Source organism: Novosphingobium oxfordense (assembly GCF_044029435.1).
Lineage (GTDB): Bacteria > Pseudomonadota > Alphaproteobacteria > Sphingomonadales > Sphingomonadaceae > Novosphingobium.
The window spans coordinates 3,670,901-3,693,903 of sequence record NZ_CP147005.1 but is presented as its reverse complement, the minus strand read 5'-3'; the positions used below and the strand labels follow the sequence as shown (position 1 = coordinate 3,693,903).

The 23,003-nt window shown below is 65.9% G+C and carries 18 protein-coding genes; 15 read left to right on the top strand and 3 right to left on the bottom strand.

The features are described from left to right. Positions 1-58 precede the first annotated feature (58 nt). The 6 genes from WBP07_RS17495 to WBP07_RS17470 all read left to right on the top strand — a co-directional run bounded on the left by WBP07_RS17495 (position 59) and on the right by WBP07_RS17470 (position 9,074). Complete coding sequence (locus tag WBP07_RS17495; protein ID WP_395392920.1) at positions 59-1,291, top strand: NAD-dependent epimerase/dehydratase family protein; 1,233 nt, start codon at positions 59-61, stop codon at positions 1,289-1,291. Between the two features lie 58 nt (positions 1,292-1,349). Further along, complete coding sequence (locus tag WBP07_RS17490) at positions 1,350-3,017, top strand: hypothetical protein (RefSeq protein WP_395392918.1); 1,668 nt, start codon at positions 1,350-1,352, stop codon at positions 3,015-3,017. Further along, complete coding sequence (locus WBP07_RS17485) at positions 3,017-4,933, top strand: glycosyltransferase (protein WP_395392917.1); 1,917 nt, start codon at positions 3,017-3,019, stop codon at positions 4,931-4,933. The genes WBP07_RS17490 and WBP07_RS17485 overlap by 1 nt, the downstream gene beginning before the upstream one ends. Continuing rightward, complete coding sequence (locus tag WBP07_RS17480) at positions 4,930-5,871, top strand: hypothetical protein (RefSeq protein ID WP_395392916.1); 942 nt, start codon at positions 4,930-4,932, stop codon at positions 5,869-5,871. The genes WBP07_RS17485 and WBP07_RS17480 overlap by 4 nt, the downstream gene beginning before the upstream one ends. A 56-nt stretch (positions 5,872-5,927) precedes the next feature. Next, positions 5,928-6,449, top strand: a complete 522-nt coding sequence (locus WBP07_RS17475) for an META domain-containing protein (protein ID WP_395392915.1) — start codon at positions 5,928-5,930, stop codon at positions 6,447-6,449. Between the two features lie 90 nt (positions 6,450-6,539). Next, positions 6,540-9,074: a DUF3772 domain-containing protein gene (locus tag WBP07_RS17470; protein ID WP_395392912.1), complete on the top strand. Its 2,535-nt coding sequence runs from the start codon at positions 6,540-6,542 to the stop codon at positions 9,072-9,074. A gap of 8 nt (positions 9,075-9,082) precedes the next feature. Here the strand turns inward: WBP07_RS17470 and WBP07_RS17465 are convergent, their stop codons facing one another. Further along, entirely contained in the window at positions 9,083-10,429 is a 1,347-nt protein-coding gene (locus WBP07_RS17465) for a TldD/PmbA family protein (protein ID WP_395392911.1), read from the bottom strand. A gap of 368 nt (positions 10,430-10,797) precedes the next feature. After that, entirely contained in the window at positions 10,798-11,106 is a 309-nt protein-coding gene (locus WBP07_RS17460) for a hypothetical protein (protein ID WP_395392909.1), read from the bottom strand. A gap of 445 nt (positions 11,107-11,551) precedes the next feature. Between WBP07_RS17460 and lptB the strand changes: the two genes are divergently transcribed. From lptB to WBP07_RS17435, 5 genes are all read left to right on the top strand, one after another. Further along, entirely contained in the window at positions 11,552-12,313 is a 762-nt protein-coding gene (gene lptB / locus WBP07_RS17455) for an LPS export ABC transporter ATP-binding protein (RefSeq protein WP_395395827.1), read from the top strand. 98 nt (positions 12,314-12,411) lie between these two features. Continuing rightward, a complete protein-coding gene (gene rpoN / locus WBP07_RS17450; protein WP_395392908.1) occupies positions 12,412-13,983 on the top strand; it encodes an RNA polymerase factor sigma-54 in 1,572 nt (523 codons plus the stop codon). A gap of 174 nt (positions 13,984-14,157) precedes the next feature. Further along, positions 14,158-14,838 carry an energy transducer TonB gene (locus WBP07_RS17445; RefSeq protein ID WP_395392907.1) on the top strand — a complete coding sequence of 227 codons (681 nt, stop codon included), beginning with the start codon at positions 14,158-14,160 and terminating at the stop codon, positions 14,836-14,838. A gap of 383 nt (positions 14,839-15,221) precedes the next feature. After that, a complete protein-coding gene (locus WBP07_RS17440) occupies positions 15,222-16,619 on the top strand; it encodes a methyltransferase domain-containing protein (protein WP_395392905.1) in 1,398 nt (465 codons plus the stop codon). 283 nt (positions 16,620-16,902) lie between these two features. After that, positions 16,903-17,403 (top strand): YSC84-related protein, encoded by a 501-nt coding sequence (locus WBP07_RS17435; protein ID WP_395392903.1) that lies wholly within the window; start codon positions 16,903-16,905, stop codon positions 17,401-17,403. 28 nt (positions 17,404-17,431) lie between these two features. Here the strand turns inward: WBP07_RS17435 and WBP07_RS17430 are convergent, their stop codons facing one another. Beyond that, positions 17,432-19,687: a tetratricopeptide repeat protein gene (locus WBP07_RS17430; protein ID WP_395392901.1), complete on the bottom strand. Its 2,256-nt coding sequence runs from the start codon at positions 19,685-19,687 to the stop codon at positions 17,432-17,434. 84 nt (positions 19,688-19,771) lie between these two features. On the opposite strand from WBP07_RS17430, the gene WBP07_RS17425 reads away from it, so the two are divergent. From WBP07_RS17425 to WBP07_RS17410, 4 genes are all read left to right on the top strand, one after another. After that, positions 19,772-20,059 carry a hypothetical protein gene (locus WBP07_RS17425; protein WP_395392899.1) on the top strand — a complete coding sequence of 96 codons (288 nt, stop codon included), beginning with the start codon at positions 19,772-19,774 and terminating at the stop codon, positions 20,057-20,059. Then, positions 20,056-21,618 carry a hypothetical protein gene (locus tag WBP07_RS17420; RefSeq protein ID WP_395392898.1) on the top strand — a complete coding sequence of 521 codons (1,563 nt, stop codon included), beginning with the start codon at positions 20,056-20,058 and terminating at the stop codon, positions 21,616-21,618. The genes WBP07_RS17425 and WBP07_RS17420 overlap by 4 nt, the downstream gene beginning before the upstream one ends. 67 nt (positions 21,619-21,685) lie before the next feature. Then, a complete protein-coding gene (locus tag WBP07_RS17415; protein WP_395392896.1) occupies positions 21,686-22,225 on the top strand; it encodes a sigma-70 family RNA polymerase sigma factor in 540 nt (179 codons plus the stop codon). Then, the gene (locus WBP07_RS17410) at positions 22,222-22,914 is read left to right on the top strand and encodes a DUF1109 domain-containing protein (RefSeq protein ID WP_395392895.1); all 693 of its coding nucleotides are present in this window, start codon (positions 22,222-22,224) and stop codon (positions 22,912-22,914) included. Before WBP07_RS17415 ends, WBP07_RS17410 begins: the two co-directional genes overlap by 4 nt. The last annotated feature ends 89 nt before the right edge of the window (positions 22,915-23,003 follow it).

The window sequence follows — 23,003 nt, the reverse complement described above, 5'->3', positions numbered from 1 at the left end:
GGTGCGCAATAAGCAGGTATTATCATGCACTTCATGAAGTATCGCTGACGGAGACCGCATGGTATCCCGGAAGAAGATTTTCGTGCTGGGTGGTGACGGCTTCTGTGGGTGGCCCACTTCGCTGCATCTTTCCCGCCTGGGCCATGACGTCGTCATCATCGATAACTTTTCGCGGCGCCGCATCGATGCGGAGCTGGGCATTCGCAGCCTGACGCCGATCGTCTCCATCGAACAACGGATCGACGCCTGGCGCGATGTCAGCGGCCGGCAACTGGGCTTTCACTACATCGACATCGCGCAGGATCCGGCGCAGCTGACCGCGCTGATCGCGGCGGAGATGCCGGACACTATCGTCCACTTCGCCGAACAGCGCGCCGCGCCCTATTCGATGCGCGGGCCGGTGGAAAAGCGCTACACCGTGGGCAACAATGTGCAGGGCACGCACAATGTGCTTTGCGCGCTGGTCGAATGCGGGTTGGACACGCATCTGGTCCACCTAGGCACCATGGGGGTCTATGGCTACGGCGGCGCCGGGTTCGAGATTCCCGAAGGCTACCTGGGCGTCGAAATCGTCGACAAGGCGGGAGAGCGGCATGACTGGGAGATCCTCTATCCCACCCGGCCCGGCAGCATCTATCACCTGACCAAGTCGATGGATCAGCTGCTGTTCCAGTTCTACGCCCAGAACGACAAGCTGCGGATCACCGATCTGCACCAGGGCATCGTCTGGGGCACCCAGACCGAGGAAACCCGCCAGCACGAAGACCTGATCAACCGCTTCGATTATGACGGTGAATACGGCACCGTGCTCAACCGTTTCCTGGTGGAAGCGGCAATCGGCCATCCACTGACGGTCCACGGCACTGGCGGCCAGACGCGCGCCTTCATCAACATTCAGGACACCGTGCGCTGCATCGCCCTGGCCGTCGCGCACCCGCCGCAGCGGGGGGACCGGGTAAAGATCCTGAACCAGATCGCCGAAACGCTGCGCGTGCGCGACCTTGCCGCGTTGGTCTCCCGCGTGACCGGCGCGTCGATCGAGAACCTGCCCAATCCGCGCAAGGAAGCGGCGGAAAACGATCTGGTGGTCAGCAATGCCACGTTCCGCTCGCTGGGCCTCGATCCGATCCTGCTGGAAGAGGGCCTGCTGGGAGAGACGATAGAGATCTCCACCCGCTTCGCCGACCGGGTGGACCTTGCGCATATTCGCGCACGCACCGCCTGGTCGCACGAGGAGCGCGAACTGCTGGGCAGGCAAAACCACACGGTGGGAGCGCGGACGGCAGTTTGACGGCCGTGTCGAACGGTAACGATCGGGGGATGCTCCCGGCAGCGGAGGTAAGGCGTCGATGAGGCTGTGGGGTATCGGACTGCTGGCACTGCTGCTGGTCGGCGTGCTGATGGCTATCGGGCAGACAGGTCTGTTTGCCGGGCTGACCAACCGCGATCGTCTGGGACCGCCCTATTTCGACGATTACGAAGCAGGATCGATCAAGTACACCGGCGATGCCGGCCGATCGGTTTTCGTGGCGCAGACCCATCCGGATACACCGCTGATCCTTTCCGGGCTGCCGTCCTATGTCAGCAAAGCCTTTCGCCTGCCGGTCGATGCGCGCCCGCGCAGCGGGGTCTACAACGTGTTCTTCCGCGTCGACGCCGCCAAGGGCGCGCAGGGGGCGCTGCGGGTCACGATCAACGGTATCAAGCGGGCCGACGTCCTGCTGGGCGAAGGGCGTACCCAGCAGCAGGCCGAAGTCCAGCTGACGCCGTCCGAACTGGCCGCAAGGCAATTGGACGTGAAGCTGGCCCTGATCGGGCGCGGGCCGCTGGCCGAATGCACGCCGGCCGAAGCGATGTCCGCCGTGGTGACGATCCTGCCGCAGAGCGGGCTTTCGCTGCGGCTGGACCGTCCGGTGGCCAGTTTGCGCGACAAGCTGGCGCTGTGGGGCAGCCTGATCCCGGTCGATTGGGAAGATCGGGGCGATCCGGCCGACACTGCCGCGATGATCGCCGCCGCCCGCCTGGTCGAAAAGGGCCAGATGACCTACTTCGGCGAAAAGGGCCTGTCGGCAAAGGAACTGGGCGACATGCTGAAGGTCGCCTCGCAGCCTGATTTTGCATCCGATTTGCGCATCCGCCAGGGCCTGCTGACCTATCCGATCCCGCTGGTGTCGGACATCGCCAACGGCGGCGCCCGCCGGTTCGATCGCGAGACGACCTGGCGCTATAGCTACAACATCGCGGACCTGCCGGGCGGTGCCCTGCCCTCCACGCTGGACCTCCACATGGTGATGGGCCCGCTGGCCGGCACCCGCACGACGATGGTGGTCATGCTGAACGATCGGCTGGTCTGGACCCGCGCGCTGGGGCAGGCCGGCGACAAGGACGAGACCGGCAAGCCCGCCGCCAGCCAGTTCCACGTCAACCAGTCGATCCAGCTTCCCGCCGATCTTCACAAGGCGCGCAACGATCTGGAAATCACGCTGACCTCCTATAGCGAGACCGACATGCGCTGCGGAGCGATGCGCCTGATCGCAGCGGAAATGCTGCCGAATACCGTGCTTCAGGCCGGGCCGCGCACGATCCTGCCGGCCATGCAGTTACGCGCCGCCCTCCAGGCCGCACAGCCGGTGCGGCTGGCGAGCGAGCCGCTGACCGCGCCCGATGCCCAGGCGGCAAGCCTGCTGCTCTCGAACCTGGCGCCCAGCCGCCTGCGCTTCGACGACAAGGCGCCGCGCGCCACCGTGCAGGTCTTCGCCGGGGACGTTGCCGCCAAGGTCGCCCGCCTGCGACCGGGGCCGGCCCGCTGGATCGTCTCCGCCCCGGCCGACAAGCGCGATGAAGTGAGCGCGGAGCCGCTTACGCCCAGTGCACGCGCCCTGTCCGACAATGTCGTGCTGGTCGTCACTTTCGCCCAGCCGCCCAGACTGCCCACCGTGCCGGTGACCATTCCAACGGCAACCCCCAGCCCAACCGGCACCGCATCGCCGGCCGCGCGCGGCGCCAGCCAGCAGTAATGGCCTCCGCCGGCGAGTATTCCCGGCGCGATGCCAATTTCCGGTCGGTGGACAGCCGCCCCGGCCAGCTTGCCGTACAAGTCTCCACGCTGCGGGCCCCGGCGCTGTTGCTGACGTTCGCGATCCTTTCCTCGATCCAGATCGCCGCGTTCGAACTGGGCTGGCTGGACAAGCTGTTTCCCGCCCGCGATTACGTTTTCGGGCCCTATATGGGCATGCACGCGCTGGCGGTGCGGGCCTTCATCCTCTCTTTCTACATATCCTTCGCGATCTTCGCCTCCGGCACCGCGAAGGCCCGCGCGCTGATGGCGTTCGACCTGGTGCTGCGCTTTCTGGTCGTCTGCGCGCTGCTCGACCTGGGCAGCACCGCGCTGCTGGGGCTGATCGGCGAACCCTATCCGCTATCGGTGATCCAGGTGATCGCCGGCTTGCTGGGGTTCGGCATCTTCGCCTTCATCATGCTGGAACGCGGGACGATGCCCAAGGCGGTCTATGTGCGGATCGACCGGCACCACAACTACCGCTCGCTGTTCCGTATCGCCGCGACCGGGGCCGTGGCCATGGTGGTTTCCGCATGGGCAGGCTTTCACAACGTGGCGCTGCTCAACGATCTTCGGGAACTGAGCCTGCTGGGCGGGATCGGCCCGGGCGTGGTGCTGTTTCTTACGGTGTTCTTCGCGCAGCTCTACGTGATCGCCGCCGTGGAACGCCGGATGCTGGCCCGGCGCGACTTTGCCGCGCCGATCAGCGTGATCGTGCCCGCGCACAACGAACGCTACATCATCGAAGAGACGATCCGCTATATCGACCGGGCCGCCGCCGAATACAGCGCGCCGGTCCAGCTCATCATCATGGACAACGCCTCCACCGACGGCACCGGGGACCATGCCCGCGCCGCCATCGCCGCATGCAATGCACTGGATGGCCACGTGGTGGAAGTGCCCCGGCCCGGCAAGGCCCATGCGCTGAACGCCGGGGCCGCCATCGCCAGCCATGAATTCATCGTGCGCATCGATGCGGACACGCTGGTCCGCAGCGATACCTTCCGGCTGGCCATGCAGAACTTCGCCAATGCGGAGACGGGCGCGGTGGGCGGCATTCCGCTGCCGCCGGGCGGTGCCCTGTTCGATGGCGGGCGGCTGGTGGAAGTGCTGCTGAAGCACGGCTACTATTCGCCCGCCCTCTCCGCGATCACCGGCCTTGTCGGCATTCCCGGCATGTTCGTGATCTACCGGCGCAGCGCGCTACAACGCGCCGGATCGTTCCCCGCCGGCATGAACGGCGAAGATACCGACATCTCGCTGCGGATCGCCGAGCTGGGCTATCACTCGATGGTGGACGAACGGGTGCGCTATGTGTCCGAAGTGCCGACCAGCTTTGCGCACTTGCGCGAACAGCGGCTGCGCTGGTTCCGATCCGTCTACCATGTCAGCGCGCGGGCCAGTTCGCTGATCCTGTCCCGCCGGATCACCATTCGCGGCAAGCTGATCCTGCCCTACATGCTGCTCAACAATGCCCGCCGGGCGATGATGGTGCCGCTGCTGGTATTTGGCCTGCTGGAAGCGATCTTTTCGCACAACACCAGCTATCCACTGGACTGGCATGCCGTATTGGCGGTGCTGCTGGGCGCACCGCTTCTGAATGCGGTCCTCGCGATCGTGCTGAGCAAGGAACCCCGCGCTTTTCTGTCTTTGCCGCCCTACGTCTTCTTCCGCACGCTGCGGGCCTGGTACACGCTGGAATCGGCGCTGACGATCCCGATCAACACGCGCCGCACCCGCGTTGCCCTGCCCGATACCGGGCATGCCCTGGCATCCGCCGCACCAAGTCTTGCGCCACTGGAGGCCCCGTCTGCCGAACAGGCGGTGCCCCAGCCCGCGCCTTCTCCGAACATCCCCCCTCAGGAGACGCCATGACTCCCGCATGCCGCCGCATTTCGCTCTCCGCCGCCCCCGTTGCGCTTGTCCTGACTGCCATGGCCCCGACGGTCGCCATCGCGAAACAAGGCGATCTGGTGTTCGACGGTTCGGCCTGGGTAGGCCGCGGCGTGGTGCCGCCGGACGTGATCGATTCCACACCCGATCAGGATCGCATCCAGACCGACCTCGGCACCAGCATGCGGCTCAGCTACGATACCGGCCCGGTGATCCTGCGCGCACTGGCCGGGGCAGACGTGTTTCCGGTGGAGAGCGACTACAACCGCTACCGCCTTGGGACCGAGGCGCAGTACGATCTGGCGCTGGCGGACAAGGGCCGCGTCAAGCTGCGGCTGATCCCGGGCTTCGACTATGTGTTCAGCAACAATGGCCGCGTGTTCGACCGCTATCGCATCGATGGGCAGCTGATCATGCGCCACAACCGCGAACACACCACCACCGTCCGCCTGCGCTATGGCTTTCGCAACCAGTGCGAATGCACGTTCCGCGGCTACGACCAGTCCGAATGGCTGGGCGAGTTGCGGCATTTCTGGCGGCCGGGCAACGGGCCCACGCGCATCCAGGGATCGCTGCTGGGCATGCACCACGATGCCGATGCCCAGCGCTTCAGCTATGACGGGTTCGGCGCGCAACTGATCGGCCGCACGGCGCTGACGCCCAAGCTGGACCTTTACGGCCGCGCCTATTTCGCCAAGCGCTATTACAAGGCCGCCTTCTCCAACTTCTACGATTTCAAGCGGCGCGACACGCAAGTGCGCGGCTCCGTGGGATTGGAATATGCGGTGGCGCGGAACTATGCGCTCTATGCCGAAGGCGGCTATACCAACAACGATTCGAACGTGCCGACGCGCGCCTACCATGGCTTCATCGGCCAGTTGGGTGTGCGCTGGAACTTCCTGCTGGCGCAGGGATCGTGACCGCCTGCGAAGCGGGCCGGAATGCAGATCGATATCCCGATGGGAGGAACAAGCCGATGAAGCGGATTTCCCTGATTTCCTGTGCGACACTGGCGGCGCTGGCGCTTGCCGGCTGCCAGACGGCCCCGCAAGCGCCCCAGCCTGCCGGTCCTCCCGCCGGCCCTCCCGCCGGCCCGCCATCCACGGTTCCGCAGCCCCCTGCGACGGGCGGCCTTGCCGGCACCTCGTGGAAACTGATCGGCTTCCAGTCGATGGACGATGCGCAGGGCACCACCAGGCCCGACGCCGGGCGCACCTACACGCTGGAATTCGGGGCCGACGGGGCACTGGCCATGCAGCTGGACTGCAATCGCGGCCGCGCATCCTGGACCGCAACACCCAATGAACAGGGGGGTGGAGAAGGCGGCTCGCTGACGATCGGCCCGGTCGCCTCCACCCGCGCGCTCTGCGCGCAACCGGATATGGGCCAGACCATGGCCGCGCGCCTGCCGGACGTGGCCAGCTACACCTTGCGTGACGGACATCTTTTCCTTGCGCTGAAGATGGATAGCGGCATTTACGAATTCGCCCCGCTCTGACCTCCGTTGCGGCCGGCATTTCGGGGAAACGACTTGGACCGCGATACGTCGATGGATTGCCGGCATGGATGGCACGGTGACCTGCGGGCCGTGAGGCGCAACGCCCCGTTTCGGCGCGCCGTGCTCATGCTGCTGGCGTTCTGCGGTCTGCTGGCGAGCGCTTCCGCGCAAGCGCAATTGCCGATCCTGCCGATCCCGCTTCCATCCGCCAGCCCGAAGCCGGATGCTTCCGCCACGCCTGTCACGGAATCCGGAGCCGCCGATTCCGGGCCTGCCAATTCCGGGCCCGCCCAAACCGAGACAGCGCCCGCCCATCCCATCGTCTCGCTGATCGGTCCGGAGGCGGTGGCGAAGTTCAACGCCGATGCCGCGCAAGCCCAGGCAGTGCTGGCCAAGCCCATCGGCAATTACGACTACTACGGCGTCCACCAGCTCAACAAATTGCGTGATCGGCTGGCCGCGGACCGCGACCTCGCGCGCCAGATCGCCGATCGCAGCAATCTGGATGCGCGCATCATCCAGGCCCAGATCGCCGCGCTCGGCGCCGTACCGGCAGAGGGCAAGACCGAACCCGGCGCGATCACCGCGCGCCGCAAGGAGCTGGACGCGCAGCTCTCGGTAAAACTCGCCCCCGTGCTGGACGCGCGCGAGGCGCAGGCCCGCGCATCCACGCTGGTTTCGGAACTGGACGAACGCATCGCCACGCTGGAACGCAACCGCCGTTCCGAACGGACGCGATCCATCCTCGATCCCCGGCTGTGGATCGATGTCGCCGGCGACGGGCAGAAGGGGCTGGACATCGCCGCGCGAGAAGGCGCGAAAGGCGTGGCGCGCGACGGCGCCAGCCATTTCGCGCTGCGCCTGCTGGCAGTGGCCGCGCTGGTGCTGCTAGGGCCCTTCGCCTCTATCCGCCTGCTGCGCATCGTCCGCCGCCGCTTCGTGGAAAAGCACCAGGCCACGCCGCAGACCGCGCCGCGGCTGATCTACATCGTGATCGAGGATGTGATCGCCGCGATCTTCCTGTTCTTCGCGATCGGCTGCTCGGTCGCGGCCTTCAACCTGCTGATGCGGCCATTCCTCGATAACGAGACGCTGGCCGCGCTCAGCGTGCTGCTGCTGCTGGCCGCGCTGGTGGTGGCGATCGCCCAGTGGCTGGCGAAAAGCACGCTGCAATCACCCTTTCACGAACTGCGGCTGGTCCGCCTGCGCCCGGACCTGATCGACCGCGCGGTGGGCACCGTGCGCCTGCTGGGCATCGTGCTGGCGCTGGAAATCGTGGTGGAGGGGATAGAGGACCAGGGCTTCCTGGCCATATCGGTGATCGATCTTGCCTCCGCGATACTGCTGATCTGCGGCGGCGCGCTGGTCTGGCGTTTCGCCGATATCATCGGCAAGGGGCGCGACAAGACGCCGGATGCGCCGGCTACCCCGACGCTGCATTCACGCTCCACCCGCAAGCAGGGCGACCCCCTCGATTTCGCGGGGCCGCTCGCCAAGATCCTGATGCTGCTGGCAGCCGGCTGCATCACCGCCGCCGTCGTCGGCTACATCGTACTGGCGCGCGAGCTGTTTTCCGATCTCGTCATGTCGGTAGCGATCATCGCCATCGCCATATTCCTTCACCGGCTGGTCAGCCTGATCGTCGGCCTGCTCGCCGAGGGCGGGCTGAAACGCTACCGCGCCAGCATCCATTTCGTGCCGATGCTGGCCGGCGTGGTGCTGACCCTTTCCGCCCTGCCGCTACTGGCGATCACCTGGGGCTACAATAGCCGCGAGATCGGCGACGCGGTGGTCATGCTGCGCACCGGCGTGACCTTCGGCAACGTCAATATCTCGGCGGGAGACATCCTGACTTTCGCCTTCGTGTTCCTGGCCGGCTACATCGCCACGCGGTGGACCCAGCGGATCATCAACCTGACGATCCTGCCCCAGTTCGAGATAGACCGGGGCTCGCAGGCCTCCATCGTCACCATCATCGGCTATGTCGGCATCGTCATTTCGGCGGCCATCGCCATCGCCACCACGGGCCTTGACCTCACCAGCCTGGCCTTCATCGCCACCGCCCTTTCGGTGGGCCTTGGCTTCGGCCTGCAATCGACGGTGGAGAACTTCACCAGCGGCATCATCCTGCTGGTCGAACGCCCGATCCGCGAGGGGGACTGGATCGAGGTGGGCACTTATTCGGGCATCGTCCGCAAGGTCTCGGTCCGCTCGACCCATCTCGAAAGCTTCGACCGGCACCAGATCATCATCCCGAACTCGCAATTGATCACCGGCAGCGTGAAGAACCTCAGCCTGGGTGAGCATCTGGCGCGCGTGGTGGTGCCGATCAGCGTCGCCTACGGATCGAACCTGGAACACGTGCGCGAGGTGCTGGTCGAGATCGCCAAGGCGCAGGACGGCGTGCTGTCCTGGCCCGAACCCAACGTGACGCTGGATGCCTTTGCCGACAGCGCGGTCCAGATGCGCCTGCTGGTCTTCGTGCGCGACGCAACCGACGGCACTGCCACCGCCTCCGCCATGCGCTTCGATATCGCCCGGCGCTTCGCTGCCGAGAACATCGAAATGCCCTTCCCGCAGATGGAAGTGCGCATGCACCAGGAAGACCCGCGCAAGAACCGGTGAGGGGCTGGTCAGTCCCCCGCCACGGTCAGCCCGTCCACCCGCAAGGTCGGCACGTTCAGCGATCGGTCGCGCACAAGATCGTTGGCCGGGATCAGCGCCGCGAACATCGCCAGCAGGTTGCCCGCCACGGTGAATTCCGCGACCGGGCCGGCGATCTGGCCATCGACGATGCGGAAGCCCGATGCGCCCCGGCTGTAATCGCCGGTCACTCCGTTCACGCCCTGGCCGATCAGTTCGGTGACGTAGACGCCATCCTTGATGTCCGCCATCAGCTCGGCGGGGGAGAGCGTGCCCGGCAGCAGGTCGACATTGCCCACCGAAACCCCCGGCGCGCCGTTGCCGCCGCGCGCGGCATGGCCGGTGGGGGCGAGCCCCAACTGGCGCGCAGAGGCGCTTTCCATCAGCCAGCCGGTCAGCCGCCCATCCTCCACCAGATTGCGCGCGCGCGTCGCCAGCCCCTCGCCATCGAACGCGCGCGAACGCAGCCCGCGCGGGCGCAGCGGATCCTCGACGATGGTCACGCCGTTGGCGAAGATCGCCTGATCCAGCCGGTCGAGCAGGAAACTGGACCGGCGGGCGATCGCACTGCCCGACATTGCGCCCAGCAGGTGGCCCACCAGCGATCCGCCCACGCGCGGGTCGAACACCACCGGCATCGGCCCGCTGCGCAGTCGGCCCGGCGCAAGCTTGGCCACGGCCCGCTCACCCGCCAGCGTGCCGATCGAGGCCGAGGTCGGCAGGTCGGACCAGTGGTGCATGGCCCGCCAGTCGCTGTCGCGCTGCTTGTCCACGCCTTCTCCCGCAACCACCGATGCGCTGACAGAGCGGCTGGTGGAGCCGTAGCCGCCGCCGAAACCATGGCTGGTGGCCAATGCCACCACGCCGCCGCCCGAACTGGCCGAGGCGCCATCCGAATTGGTGACGCCGGCCACCGCGCGGGCGGCGTCCTCCGCCTCCTCTGCCATCAGGCGCAAGTCCTGCGGGCCGGGCTCGCGATCGTCCAGCAGGTCCAGATCGGGCCAGGGGCCGGTAGAGAGCAGTTCCTCAGGCGCCAGCCCGGCAAAGGCATCTTCCGGCGCGCTGCGCGCCATCGCCAGTGCCCGGTTCGCCAGTTCGTCCAGCGCCTGCGGGGACAAGTCGCTGGAGCCGATGCTGGCGGACCGCCGGCCGACGAACAGGCGCAGCGAAATATGCTCGCTTTCCGACCGTTCGACGTCTTCCAGCTTGCCAAGGCGCACCTGGATCGCCTCCGAAGAACTGGCGCCATAGACCGCGTCGGCGGCGTCCGCGCCGACCCGGCGCGCGCGCTCCACCAATTGCTGTGCGCGGTCCAGCGCTTCGTCGGGGGTCAGCATCCTTGATCGATCTCCATGAGCGCGGCCCGAACATGGACCACGCACCGCATTCCTTGCTGACCTAAGCGCACCGGCGGCGAAGGGCAAATGGTGGTCTGGTGATGGGCGGTGGTTCCGGTTGAGGTTGAGGTTGAGGTTGAGGTTGAGGTTGAGGTTGCCCACCCCGCTGCGGCTAGGTTCGCCTGTGGCTCACCAAGCCTCGCGGCCCTCCCGCTTGCGGGAGGGCGTAATTGCGCTTTGCACGACTTGGTGCGCTGTCATCCCCTCCCGCAAGCGGGAGGGGAGCGAGACTTGGCAGCCTGCTGCCTAGTCGCAGCGGGGTGGGCAAGCGCAAGGTCTGATAACAGGATAACGGGACAGCGACAGTATCACCGAACCAGCAGTGCAAGTCCCTTGAACAGCCCGGTAAGCGCGAAAGGCAGGCCGATCGCCAATCCCCAGAGCATCATCAGATCGCGGCGGTAGAACGGCTGAAGTGCCGGATCGTGTGCCTGTTCGTCGGTCAGGCGGTTCCAGCGGGCTTCGAAACGGCGGCAGGCGGGGATGATGGCGATTACCAGGATAACCAGCGCCAGATAGGGCAGCAGCGATTCGCCGCCGGCCTTCAGCGCGCCGATCGTCACGAAAATCTGGAGCGCGGTGTAGACCAGCAGGGCATAGGCGATGTGATCGCTCATCTTGCGGCGAAAGTCGGGCAATGCCTTAGCCTGATCGCGATCAGCTTCCGGCGGGGTATGTCGAACCGGCTGCGGCGCTTGTGTAGAGCGCAGATCCGCATGCCCCCCCTCGGCATTGCGGCTGAAACCGTCTGAAATCCCTGTATGTCTGCCGGTCTTGGCCATCGAGCCTAACCTTTCTGTCCTGAGTGCGACCTTTGTTGTCTCTCCCGCGATCACTAGATCACGCGGCGCATGGATTGGCAAGTTCGCGCCATGCGGAACGCAATTTTCTATCCCTGCATTATGGACCTTATGACGGTACTGAAACTGTCGCACCGTCCCCGGCGTTCCCGCGAACAATGCACGCTCTGGCGCCCATCCGGTCGCCAGCCGGAAATGGCGGCTTGCGATAGGCCGGTGGGCTGCGTAAACGGCGGGGAAGATGACCGAAACGAGCGAACGCATGAAGGAAACCCCGGCCGCCGCGCTTACCGTGGCGCAGAATGGCGGGCTTGAGGTCATCTCGATCGCCAAAAGCTATGACAAGCGCGCGGTCCTGACCGACATTTCCGTCTCGGTCGCCAAGGGCGAAGTGCTGGGCCTGCTGGGCCCGAACGGCGCCGGCAAGACCACCTGCTTCTATTCGATCATGGGCCTGGTGCGTCCCGACTCGGGCCGCATCCTGATGGACGGCGTCGATGTGACGCGCCTGCCGATGTATCGCCGCGCGATCCTGGGCCTGGGCTATCTGCCGCAGGAAACATCGATCTTTCGCGGCATGACCGTCGAACAAAACATCGGCGCGGTGCTGGAACTGAACGAGCCCGATCGCGATGTCCGCGCCTCCGAACTGGAGCGTCTGCTGGACGAATTCGGCCTTACCCGCCTGCGCTCCAGCCCGGCGATGGCGCTTTCGGGCGGCGAGCGCCGCCGCTGCGAAATCGCGCGCGCGCTGGCTGCCAAGCCTTCGATCATGCTGCTGGACGAACCCTTCGCCGGCATCGACCCGCTGTCCATCGCCGACATCCGCGACCTTGTACGCGATCTGAGTTCGCGCGGAATCGGCGTGCTGATCACCGACCACAACGTGCGCGAGACGCTGGATATCGTGGACCGCGCCTGCATCATCTACGGCGGCCAGGTGCTGTTCGCGGGCAGCCCGGAAGCGCTTGTCGCCGATGAGAACGTGCGCCGCCTCTATCTGGGCGAAGGCTTCACCCTGTGACGGGGCACCGCCCCGTTATCATGTTCCGCGTCGTGAGGGGGCTCCACGGCGCGATCGGGGTGGCAGGGACGAGGCAGCCCCCTTCGGGAACCTGAGCCATGGCGCTGGGGCCCAGGCTGGACCTGCGGCAAAGCCAGTCGCTGGTGATGACCCCGCAGCTCCAGCAGGCGATCAAGCTGCTGGCGCTCTCCAACCTTGAGATCGAAGCCTTCATCGGCGAAGCGCTGGAGGCCAATCCCCTGCTGGACGTGGGTGGCGCTCCATCCGGACCGGATGTCGGGCCGGTTGTGGGCGAAGGCCCGGCCGAAACCCCGCGCCTGACCTCTCCGGAAACGTCCGCCGTGGACCGGCTGATCGGCGAAGGACGCGGCGGAGAGGATCGCCCGCTCGACATCGAAGTCCCCGCCGGAGAGCGCGAGCGCGACACCGGCGACGGCAACGAGCGCGCCGAAGCCTCCTCCAGCGATTCGGTGACTGGCGACTGGGGCGGAGACTTGCGCGCGGGCGGCGGCGAGGACGGCCCCGGCATCGACCAGCACGGCGGCGGCGAACTATCGCTGGTCGAGCATCTCGAAGCGCAACTGGGCACCGCCACCGACGACGATCTGCTGACCGGCATCGCCCGCTACATGATCGGCCTGCTGGATGAGGCGGGATACCTGCCCGTCTCGCTGGGCGAAATCGCCATCGACCTGGGCGTGGAGGAAGCGGAGGCGGAGGCGGCGCTGGCAGTGCTGCAATCGCTGGATCCCACTGGCGTCGGCGCGCGCACGCTGGGCGAATGCATTGCGCTGCAGGCGAAAGAGGCGGACCGCTACGATCCCTGCATGGCGCGGCTGATCGACAATCTGGACCTTGTCGCACGCGGCGACCTGCCCCGGCTCAAGCGCATCTGCGGCGCCGACGACGAAGACATGGCGGACATGCTGAGCGAATTGCGCGGCTACGATCCCAAGCCGGGCCTGCGCTTCGGCGGCGAACCGGGCGCGGCAGTGGTGCCGGACATTCTGATTACGCCGGCCGCAGCCGAAGAGAAGCAGGGCGAAAAGCAGAGCGCGCAACCGGGCTGGGATATCGCGCTGAACGAGGCGACGCTGCCGCGCCTGATCGTCAATCGCGGCTATTTCCTGGAACTGCGCAGCGGCTGCACCGACAAGGCATCGCGCAACTGGCTTTCCGAAAAGCTGACCGATGCCAACTGGCTGATCAAGGCGCTGGACCAGCGGCAAAAGACCATCCTGAAAGTCGCCGCCGAACTGGTGCGCCAGCAGGACGGCTTCTTCCGCCACGGCGTCTCCCACCTGAAACCGCTGACCTTGCGTACGGTGGCCGAAGCCATCGGCATGCACGAATCCACCGTCAGCCGCGTCACCTCCAACAAGTATCTCAACTGCCCGCGCGGGACCTATGAGTTGAAGTACTTCTTCACTTCCGGCGTGGCGGCGGCAGGCGGCGAAGGCGCGTCGGCAGAGGCGGTGAAGGCAGCGATCCGCCAGCTGATCGATGCGGAAGATCCCAAGGCGATCCTGTCCGACGACACGCTTGTGGACCTGCTGAAAGCGAAAGGTTTCGAACTGGCCCGCCGCACCGTGGCCAAGTATCGCGAGGCAATCGGCCTTGGCAGTTCGGTGCAACGTCGCCGCCAGAAAGCCATTGCTGCAGCGCGGTAACTACTAAGCATGGTGATAGTCAGTATTGCCAGTTAAATGCTTGTATTGCTGAGTATTATTTTATTTGAAACGATGGGATTCGTGTTAGCTTTCAAACCATGAAGTGCGCCAGGCTTGCGATGATCCGAAAACGGAAATCGCAAGAATAAGGGCACCATATTGGAGAGAATGCCGATGTCCTACGTCGATCGGAATTCCAACCCCAACCAAAAGTTCCTCACCGGGGGCGTGGTCGCATTGATTCAGGGCGGCGTGGCGCTGGCCCTGATCAACGGCTTTGCGGTGACGATATTCCAATCGGAACCGAAGCCTCGCACGGAGGGCGTAATGGTCCATCTGGACCCGCCGCCTCCCCCTCCCACGCCCACATCCAAGCCGGAACAGCCCAAGTCGATCGACACGGTCATCACCACCACGCACACGGTGCTCAAGGACCCGACGACCACCACCCAACCCACCGACCTTCCCTCCCTGCCGCCGGTGGCCACCGGCACGCCGACCGGCACCGCGCTCGATCCCTTCCCGCAGCCTTCCACCACCCCTTCGCCGCGCTTTCAGCCGCGCGGTGCGATGCCGCGTAACGATCCGGGCACCTGGGTCACCACGCAGGACTATCCCGCCGGAGAACTGCGCGCAGAGCACCAGGGCATGGTCCGCTTCCGCGTCGACGTGGATGCACGCGGCCGGGTGGGGCAATGCACGATCATGAGTTCCAGCGGCTATTCAGGGCTGGACGAGGCGACCTGCAAGTACGTCAGCCGGCGCGCCCGGTTCGAGCCCGCCACCAATGCCGACGGTGAGGCTTCCGCCGGCTCATACATGGGGACGATCCGCTGGATCATCCCGCGGGACTGACCCTTGCACCCCCATGGGTCATCCCGCCCGGAGCGGCGCACATCCGCACCACCGTGCCGCTCCGGCTCGTCAAGGGAAAGGGACCGTTCCCGTCCCTGACCCGGGTCCCGCCCGCACGGCGTACCCCTCGCCGCGCGGGCGGGCCGCCCCATGGGCCCGAAAGACCGTTTGGAAATTCGCCAGAACCGAACTTCGCAGTACCAGTCCGCTCCTCCGCCCGACCGCCCACAACGGTGTATACTGGATGGGAGATCGGGCGGGGGAGCGGGCTGGTGCCGCTCCATAATAGTCGTTTTCCCTGGGGGGGAGCTTCGTCCTCGATCAACCCTGTTGTCCTAGTTCTCGGGATCGAGATCGCCGGCAGGGTGAAACGAGGGCGAAGCATGATCCCGAAGACTTTCCACTTCATCTGGGTGGGCGACGAAAGCCGCCGCCCCGACAATTGCATCCGGACCTGGCGCGATGCCCATCCGGACTGGGCCTTCCGCCTTTGGGGCAATTCCGATCTCAACGGGCGCGACTGGATCAACGCCCGCCACATGGCCGAAATGCGCCAGCGCGAATGGAACGGCGTGGCGGACATGATGCGCTGGGAAATCCTGCACGAACACGGCGGCCTGGTCTTCGACGCGGACAGCATCTGCACCCGCCCGCTGGATGACGGCCTGCTCGATTGCGAGGCCTTCGCCTGCTGGGAGAACGAGATCGTCCGCCCCGGCCTGATCGCCGCCGGCTATTTCGGTTGCCGGCCGGGCAATGCCTTCGTGAAGCAGATCGTCGAAGACATCGCCGTCAGCCCCTCCGTAATCGGTGACATGGCGTGGAAGACGGTGGGTCCCCAGCGGCTGACCGATTGCTACCGCAAGTTCGCCTATACCCCGCTGCGCATCTACCCCAGCCACTACTTCATCCCGCGCCACTTCACCGGGGTGACGTACGAAGGCCGCGACCCGGTCTATGCGCATCAGCTTTGGGGATCGACCCACCGGACTTACGACCAGATCCATAAGACCGATCTTAGGGCTGATCTTAGGGCCGATCTTAGGGCCGATCCGGGCGCCGATCCGGGCGCCGCCGCCGCGCCCGCTCCGGTTCCGGCATCGTCACCTGCTCAGGCCCCCTCACCCGAGCAGGCGCCCAAACAGGTGGCCACCGATGGCTCGCCGCTGGAAAAGATCCACGCGCCCTACTTCCTCCAACGCGTGCCGGTCAGTTCGGAACTCGCCGCGCTGGGCCGCATGGATGTTTTCGCCAGCCTGCTGTCCGGAAAGCGCGTGCTGCATGTCGGCTGCGCGGACTGGCCGATCACCGACCCGCGCACTTCGCTCCACGTCCGGCTGGAAGAACACTGCGCCCACCTGGACGGCGTGGACCCGCATGGGGAGGCGCTGGAACAGCTGCGCCCTTACGTGAAGGGCGAATTGTTCACCGACCTGTCGCAGGCGACCGACCGCTACGACGTGGTGCTGGTGCCCGAAGTGATGGAGCATGTGCCGGACGTCGCCGGATTCCTGGCCCAGATCGAGGCGGTCGATGCCGGCCTGTTCCTCATCTCCGTGCCCGATGCCTTCCAGTGCCGCGCCCGCCACTTCGACTATCGGGCCGAGAGCGAGACGTTCCTCGAAGGCGTCCATCCGGACCACAACGTCTGGTACACGCCTTATACGTTCGCCAATACCTTGCGGAAATACAGCAGCCTGGAAATGCAGCGAATGTGGTTCTTCAACCGGATCTCGCTGCTGGCGCTGCTGAGCAAGCCGGCTTTGGCGCGAGCAGCGTAAATGGCGGCCTGAACGCAAATTCCCGACCGAGCACCCCGCATCGCGGAACTTCCACGAACGGGTCATGTTATGGGCATGTCGCCCCGGCCTTTCGGAACTCCGCTTCCGGTTTTCAGGGTTTGTGTCGATTGCCCACGCTGCTCAAACGGGCGCAAGACCACGAAAGACGGACGGAAGGGCGCGCTGCACCAGACATCACATTAGGGAAGGACGATCGATGATCACCGGAATTACGCGCAGATCGGCGATTTTCACTCTATCCATTGCGGCCTTGGCGACAGCCATGCCCAGCCAGGTGATGGCGGCATCGTCGGCCGCCGAGATCGAGGCGAAGTCGCGTGCGGCGCTCCATCAGCTTTACGCAGCCAATCCGAAGGCCGCCGCCATCGGCAAGCGCGCGAAAGGCATCATGGTATTCCCCAAGATCATCAAGGGCGGCTTCGTGATTGCCGGTTCGTCCGGTGACGGCGTGTTGCTGGTGAACGACAAGGTCACGAAGTTCTTCAACATATCCAGCGCATCGGTGGGCTTGCAGGCCGGCGCGCAGGGCTATGGCTACGCCCTGTTCTTCATGAACAACGAGAAGCTGGCCGAAGCGACATCCAATGAAAGCTGGGACGTCGGATCGGACCCCAACGTGGTGATGATCGACAAGGGCGCCGCCGCCGAACTCGATACCACCACGCTGAACAAGGCAGTCTACGCCTTCGCCTTCGGTCAGAAGGGCTTGATGGCCGGCATCAGCCTGAAGGGCAGCCGGACCAAGCAGATCCATCCGAAGTAACGGCCCGTGCGGGAGGCATGGCCTCCCGTCACTCCACCTCGAAGTGATCGGGCGCCAGCCCCGCCTGCCGGCGGCGATGCATTTCCGCGAACGCGCGCTCCAGCCGGCGGGTATAGTCCGCCGTGCGGAACAGCGGCGCGCTCGGCCGGTTTTCCACTAACTTCGCGCGCAGATCCGCCAGCCGCGCCGGATCGCGTGCCAGGGCCAGCGCGGCGGCTTCGTAGGCCGCCGCGTCCGCCACCGCCATTTCCGGCAGCCCGATGGCGTGAAGCAGGCTGGTCGCCACCCGCGCCGCAAACTGGTTGCCGCTAAGCGTCAGCACGGGAAGGCCCGCCCATAGCGCGTCGGACGCCGTGGTGTGCGCGTTGACGTTGAAGGTATCCAGGAACAGGTCGGCGTGGGCCAGCCGGCCAAGGTGCTCGCCATGGCGGACGTTGCGGGCGAAGACCAGCCGGGCGGGGTCGATCCCCCGCGCGGCCGCTTCTTGCCGCAGGTTCGCCTCGGCCCACTCGTTGGATCGCAGCAGCCAGAGCACACTGCCTTCGACCCGGTCCAGCAGGCGCATCCAGATATCGAACTCGGCCGGGCCGATCTTGTAGGTGTGGTTGAAGCAGCAGAACACGAAGCCCCCTTCCTGCCTTTCCGGCCCTTGCTGCCTTTCCGGCCCTTCCTGCCTTTCCGGCAGTCCCCAGTCGCCGCGGGTGCGGGCATCGGGCACGATCGCGCGCCGGTCGTCATTGGCCTGATAGCAGCCGGCAAGGCGCACGATCTTCTCGCTGAACCACGCCTCGCCGCCCGGAGGCAGGGCAACGGCGTCGGCCACGAAATAGTCGATGCAGGGATGACCCATGGTGCCAGGATAGCCCATGTGGCTCACCTGCACGGGCGCCAGCCGCTGGCCGAACATCGAACTGCGGGTGCCGCGCGTATAGCCCTTCAGGTCGACCGCGATGTCCAGCGCATCGTCGCGGGCAAGGTCGCGCACTTGCACGTCGGTCAGGTGGCCGATCTCGGTAAAGGCATCGACCTGGCGGCGCAGGGCGATGCGGGAGGCATCGTCCTCGCGCGCCGGGCCGTAGCTGTAGAGGCGCACGTCGAAACACGCACGGTCATGCTCGCGGAACAGCCCGCTCATCAGGTACATCGTCGCGTGATCGTGGAAATCGGCCGAGAAGTAGCCGATGCGGATGCGCCCGTCGGCGGACGGCGCGGGATCGGGCAGGTTTTTCGCCAGGGATTCCGGACCGGCGCCGAACTTCACCGCCGCGCAGGCCAGCGAACGGCGATACTGGTGCTCCGGATCGTCGACGAAGGGCAATGTCGCGAAAGGCTGGACGGCGGCGGAACCGGCGGTCAGCGCGTACTGGTCGCGATTGCTCCAGTCGCAGATGTGCGCTTCCTCGAACAAGGCATGCAGCAGCGCGGAGCGATCGTCGGGATTTATCGCGTAGGCCTTGCGGAACGCGGCGATGGCATCGGGCAGCGCGCCCGTCAGCACCAGTGCCTTGCCCCGGTTGACGATCGCCTGGGTATTGTCGGGATCGGCCGCCAGCGCGCGGTCGTAAGCGTCCAGCGCCTCGTCGACCCGATCCAGCAGCAGCAATTCGCCGCCCATGTTGTTGTAGGCGTCGGAATGGTCGGGCTTCAACGTCACCGCCTTGCGGTAGGAATCGATCGCCGCCGCGCGCGCGCCGCGCTTCGCGCGCAAGTTGCCAAGGTTGTAGTGCGCCTCCACATAGCCGGGGTCGATCTTGACGGTAGCGGCATATTCCACCTCGGCCTCCTTGGGCCGTCCGGCAAGGTCCAACAGGTTGGCAAGGTTGTAGTGGGCGTCCGCATACTCGGGATGGCGGGCGATCACGGCGCGATAGGTCGATTCGGCCTCCAATGTGCGGTTCTGTCGCCGCAAGGTAATCGCCAGGTTGTTGTAGCAGGCGGCGGCGTCGGGGTCCGCAAGGATCGCCCGGCGGAAGGCCGCCTCCGCCGCCGGCAGCACGCCCATCGCCAGCAAAGCCGCGCCTTGCAGGTTGTGGACGGCGAAGCTCTGCGGAAATTGCTCGGCCAATCGGGTGCCGTGGCGCACTGCCTCGTCCAGCGCGCCGGCGCGGTAGGCGGAAATCATCGGATCGAGCTGGTCCGGCGGCGGATTGGCGTTGGCCGCCTCCAATGCGTCCAGCGCGGCACGAGCCCGCGAATTGCGCGGAAACCGCGTTAACGCCTCGCGATAGAGCGCCCGCGCCGCATCGGTCTCGCCCCGCCGCGCGGCGCCACGGGCCTTGATCATCAGTGCTTCCAGTCCGCTCACACAAACCTCCCCAGGCCGTCAGGTCCGCTGCGCCCAGAGCTAGGCAAACAGGGTTGACGGGCCATGAGCCGTCGAATCCGGAAAAACCCGCAAGAAATGGCGTTTTACGCTGGGTTAACCATTCCGACGGATAAGGCGGAGGACGCCGTCAGGGCTGTTCGGGGGAACACGAAGACCATGAAGATGGAGCCGATCGCTTCGCAGCTGGCAACCGCGCCGCCACGCCTTTCCGTGGTGGTGCCCTGCTACAACGAACAGGCCGTGCTCGACATGCTTGAGACGCGACTCACCGCCGCCTGCGCGGCCGAGATGGGCGACGATTTCGAGATCGTGCGGAGAACCGCACGGTGAGGGGCCTGACCGCCCGCGAACGTGGTGTCGGCCTGATGCCGGCCACCAACTGGCGCGACGGCGCGGTGCCCCGTTCCTGGTGCATCATCGCCGTGCTGCTCACGGCCGTACCCCTGCTCTATCCGCAGGTTCCACCCCTTACCGATCTGCCCGCGCACATGGCGCGCTTCATGGTGCAGATGGACGGTGGCCGCTCCGTCGATGTCGCGCGCTGGTACACGTTCAACTGGAACTTGCTGCCCAATCTGGGGACCGACCTGCTGGCCCTGGTCTTGGAGCCGGTTCTGGGCCTGAGCGCCACGATGAAGGCCATCGCGATCCTGATCGTGATGCTGCAGAGCGCCGGTTTTCTGCTGCTCTCGCGCGCGGCGCATGGCCGCGTGATGGCGACGGCGCTGTTCGCCGTGCCCTTGGCTTTCGGCCATTCGTTCAACTACGGCTTCCTCAATTTCTCGCTCGCCATCGCGCTGGACACCCTGGCGCTGGCCCTCTGGATCAGCCCCTGGATGATGGCACGCCCACGCTTGCGTTGGGTAACGTTCTGCGCCGTCGCAAGCGTGATCTGGATCTGCCACCTTGCGGGCTGGGCGGTGCTGTGCATCGCTGTCGGGTGCTGCGAATTCGCCTTCCGTTTCGAACGCGATCGGCGCTTCCTGCACTCCGCGTTCACCGGCTTGCTGGCCAGTTCCTGCCTGCTGGTGCCCCACGCGCTGAGCATGCTGTGGCCGCACACCCCCGAACACCTGCCCACCGACGGCTGGTTTCTCCTGGCGATGAAGTTCGTCTTCATCGCCGACGTTCTGGCCGATCGCTGGAGCACTTTCGATACGCTGTGCGCCCTCGAACTCATCTTCGTGATCGTGTGCATGTGGCGATCCAATGCTTTTGCCTTGCACAAGGGGCTGGCGCTTGCCGCTGCCGTGCTGTTCGGGATTTTCTGGCTGATCCCCGTACGCATCTACGGGTCCTTCTTTGCGGACATGCGCATGCTGCCGATCACGTTCGCGCTAGCGCTGATCGCCGCGCGTCCGGCGAATCCGATGGGCAAATTCGGCTGGTTGTCGCTAGCGGCCGTGGCATTCGTCGCCGTGCGGCTGGCATCCAACACCGCAAGCCTTGCCACGTGGGACCACCAGATCCAGCAGGAAACTGCGGTGCTGGACCATGTTCCCCGTGGGTCGCAACTGGTGACCTTCGTTGCCCTGCCCTGCCGCGATAGCCCGTTCGCCGGCCCCACGCGCAACACCCATATCGCCAGCTATGCCCTGATCCGCAGGCATGCCTTCGCCAACGATCAGTTCGCAATGTCGGGCGGACAGCTGCTGAGCATTTCGAACCCGGTCGCCGCACCGTTCGACCGTGATCTATCCGCGATACAGATCGGCGAGCAATGCGACGGCACCGTCCAGGTACAGACCAGCGCCGCGAAGATCCCTTCGGCCATTCCGTACCTGTGGATCGTCTGGCAGGACACGCACGAGCTTCCGATCCCCGGCTGGACGCCTCTCGCCCGCACCGGCGCGCATGGCCATTCGGTGCTCTACCGCCGAAGCGAATAATCCTCGCGAAGCGCCGGCGGCCGTGTAACGTCGCGGGGCTTCGCGACGAACTCCTGTGGACATGCTGATGCGCACCGGCGAGACCGAACTCAGGGACTGGATGGTCCGCGCCCTCGATGGCGACGCCAAGGCCTATGCCCGCCTGCTGGAAGCGCTGGTGCCGCGCCTGCGGTCCTTTTTCCGGCGCCGCATGACCGGCCAGGACGACGATATCGAGGATCTCTTGCAGGAAACGCTGATCGCCTTGCACACCCGCCGCATGACCTACGATCGCGCCCGCAACTTCACCGGCTGGCTCTATGCGATCGCGCGATACAAGATGATCGACCATTTCCGCCGGCAAGGCCGCACCGTCCCGATCGACGGGATGGAGGACGATCTTTCCATCGACAGTTTCGAGGATGAGGTCGGCGCCGGCCTCGATACCGAGGCGCTGCTGTCCACGATCCCCGAAAAGCAGGCCCGCGCCATCCGTGCGACGCGGATCGACGGCCTCTCCACCTCCGAAGCCGCCCAGCGTGAGGGGATGGGCGAATCCGACGTGAAGGTCTCCACCCATCGCGGGCTAAAGGCACTCGCCGCGCGCGTGCGGGAGGCGATGAAGTGAAGAGCAGTGATAACGTGACGAACGACGGCGGCCCGAACCGGGGCGAGAACGCATGCGACCGTCTTGTCGCTTCGCTCAGTGCGGATCTTTGCGCGGTACCGCGCCATGCCGCTGCACGGCGTATCCTGACCGGCCTTGCGCTTGGCATGGCGATGACGATCGCCCTGCTCATGTTGGGGCTCGGCATACGGCGCGATCTGGGCGATGCCATGCAAAGCAGCCACTTCTGGATGAAGACGCTCTATGCCGCCGCGCTGGGCGCACTGGCGCTGATCGCCACGCTGCGCCTGGCCCGGCCGGACTGCGGCCCTCAACGCAAGCTCTGGCTGATTGCCCTTCCCCTAGGCCTGCTGGGCGCGTTTGCGGTGCTGGAGATGACCCGAACGCCGGCGTCGCAATGGCTGGCGATGTGGCTGGGCCATAGCTGGAAAGTCTGCGCGGCCATGGTTCTTGCCCTGGCGTTGCCGATCCTGACCGGGCTGCTCTGGGCCTTGAAGCGCCTTGCCCCCACGCGCCTGCGTCTTGCCGGGGGAACCGCCGGGCTGGCGGCCGGAGCATGGGCGGCATGCCTCTATTGCCTGCACTGCCCCGAAACCTCCGCGCTGTTCGTGCTGACGTGGTATTCGCTGGGGATCGCGCTGTCCGCCGCTCTCGGCGCCTTGCTGGGGCCGCGCGTGCTGCGCTGGTGATGGGCTGATCCGTCCCGCATGGCGCGGGTTACCATCGGCTGATTTCGGTAAAAGACCCGATAACCCGGCACGCCCGCGCCCGTCAGCTT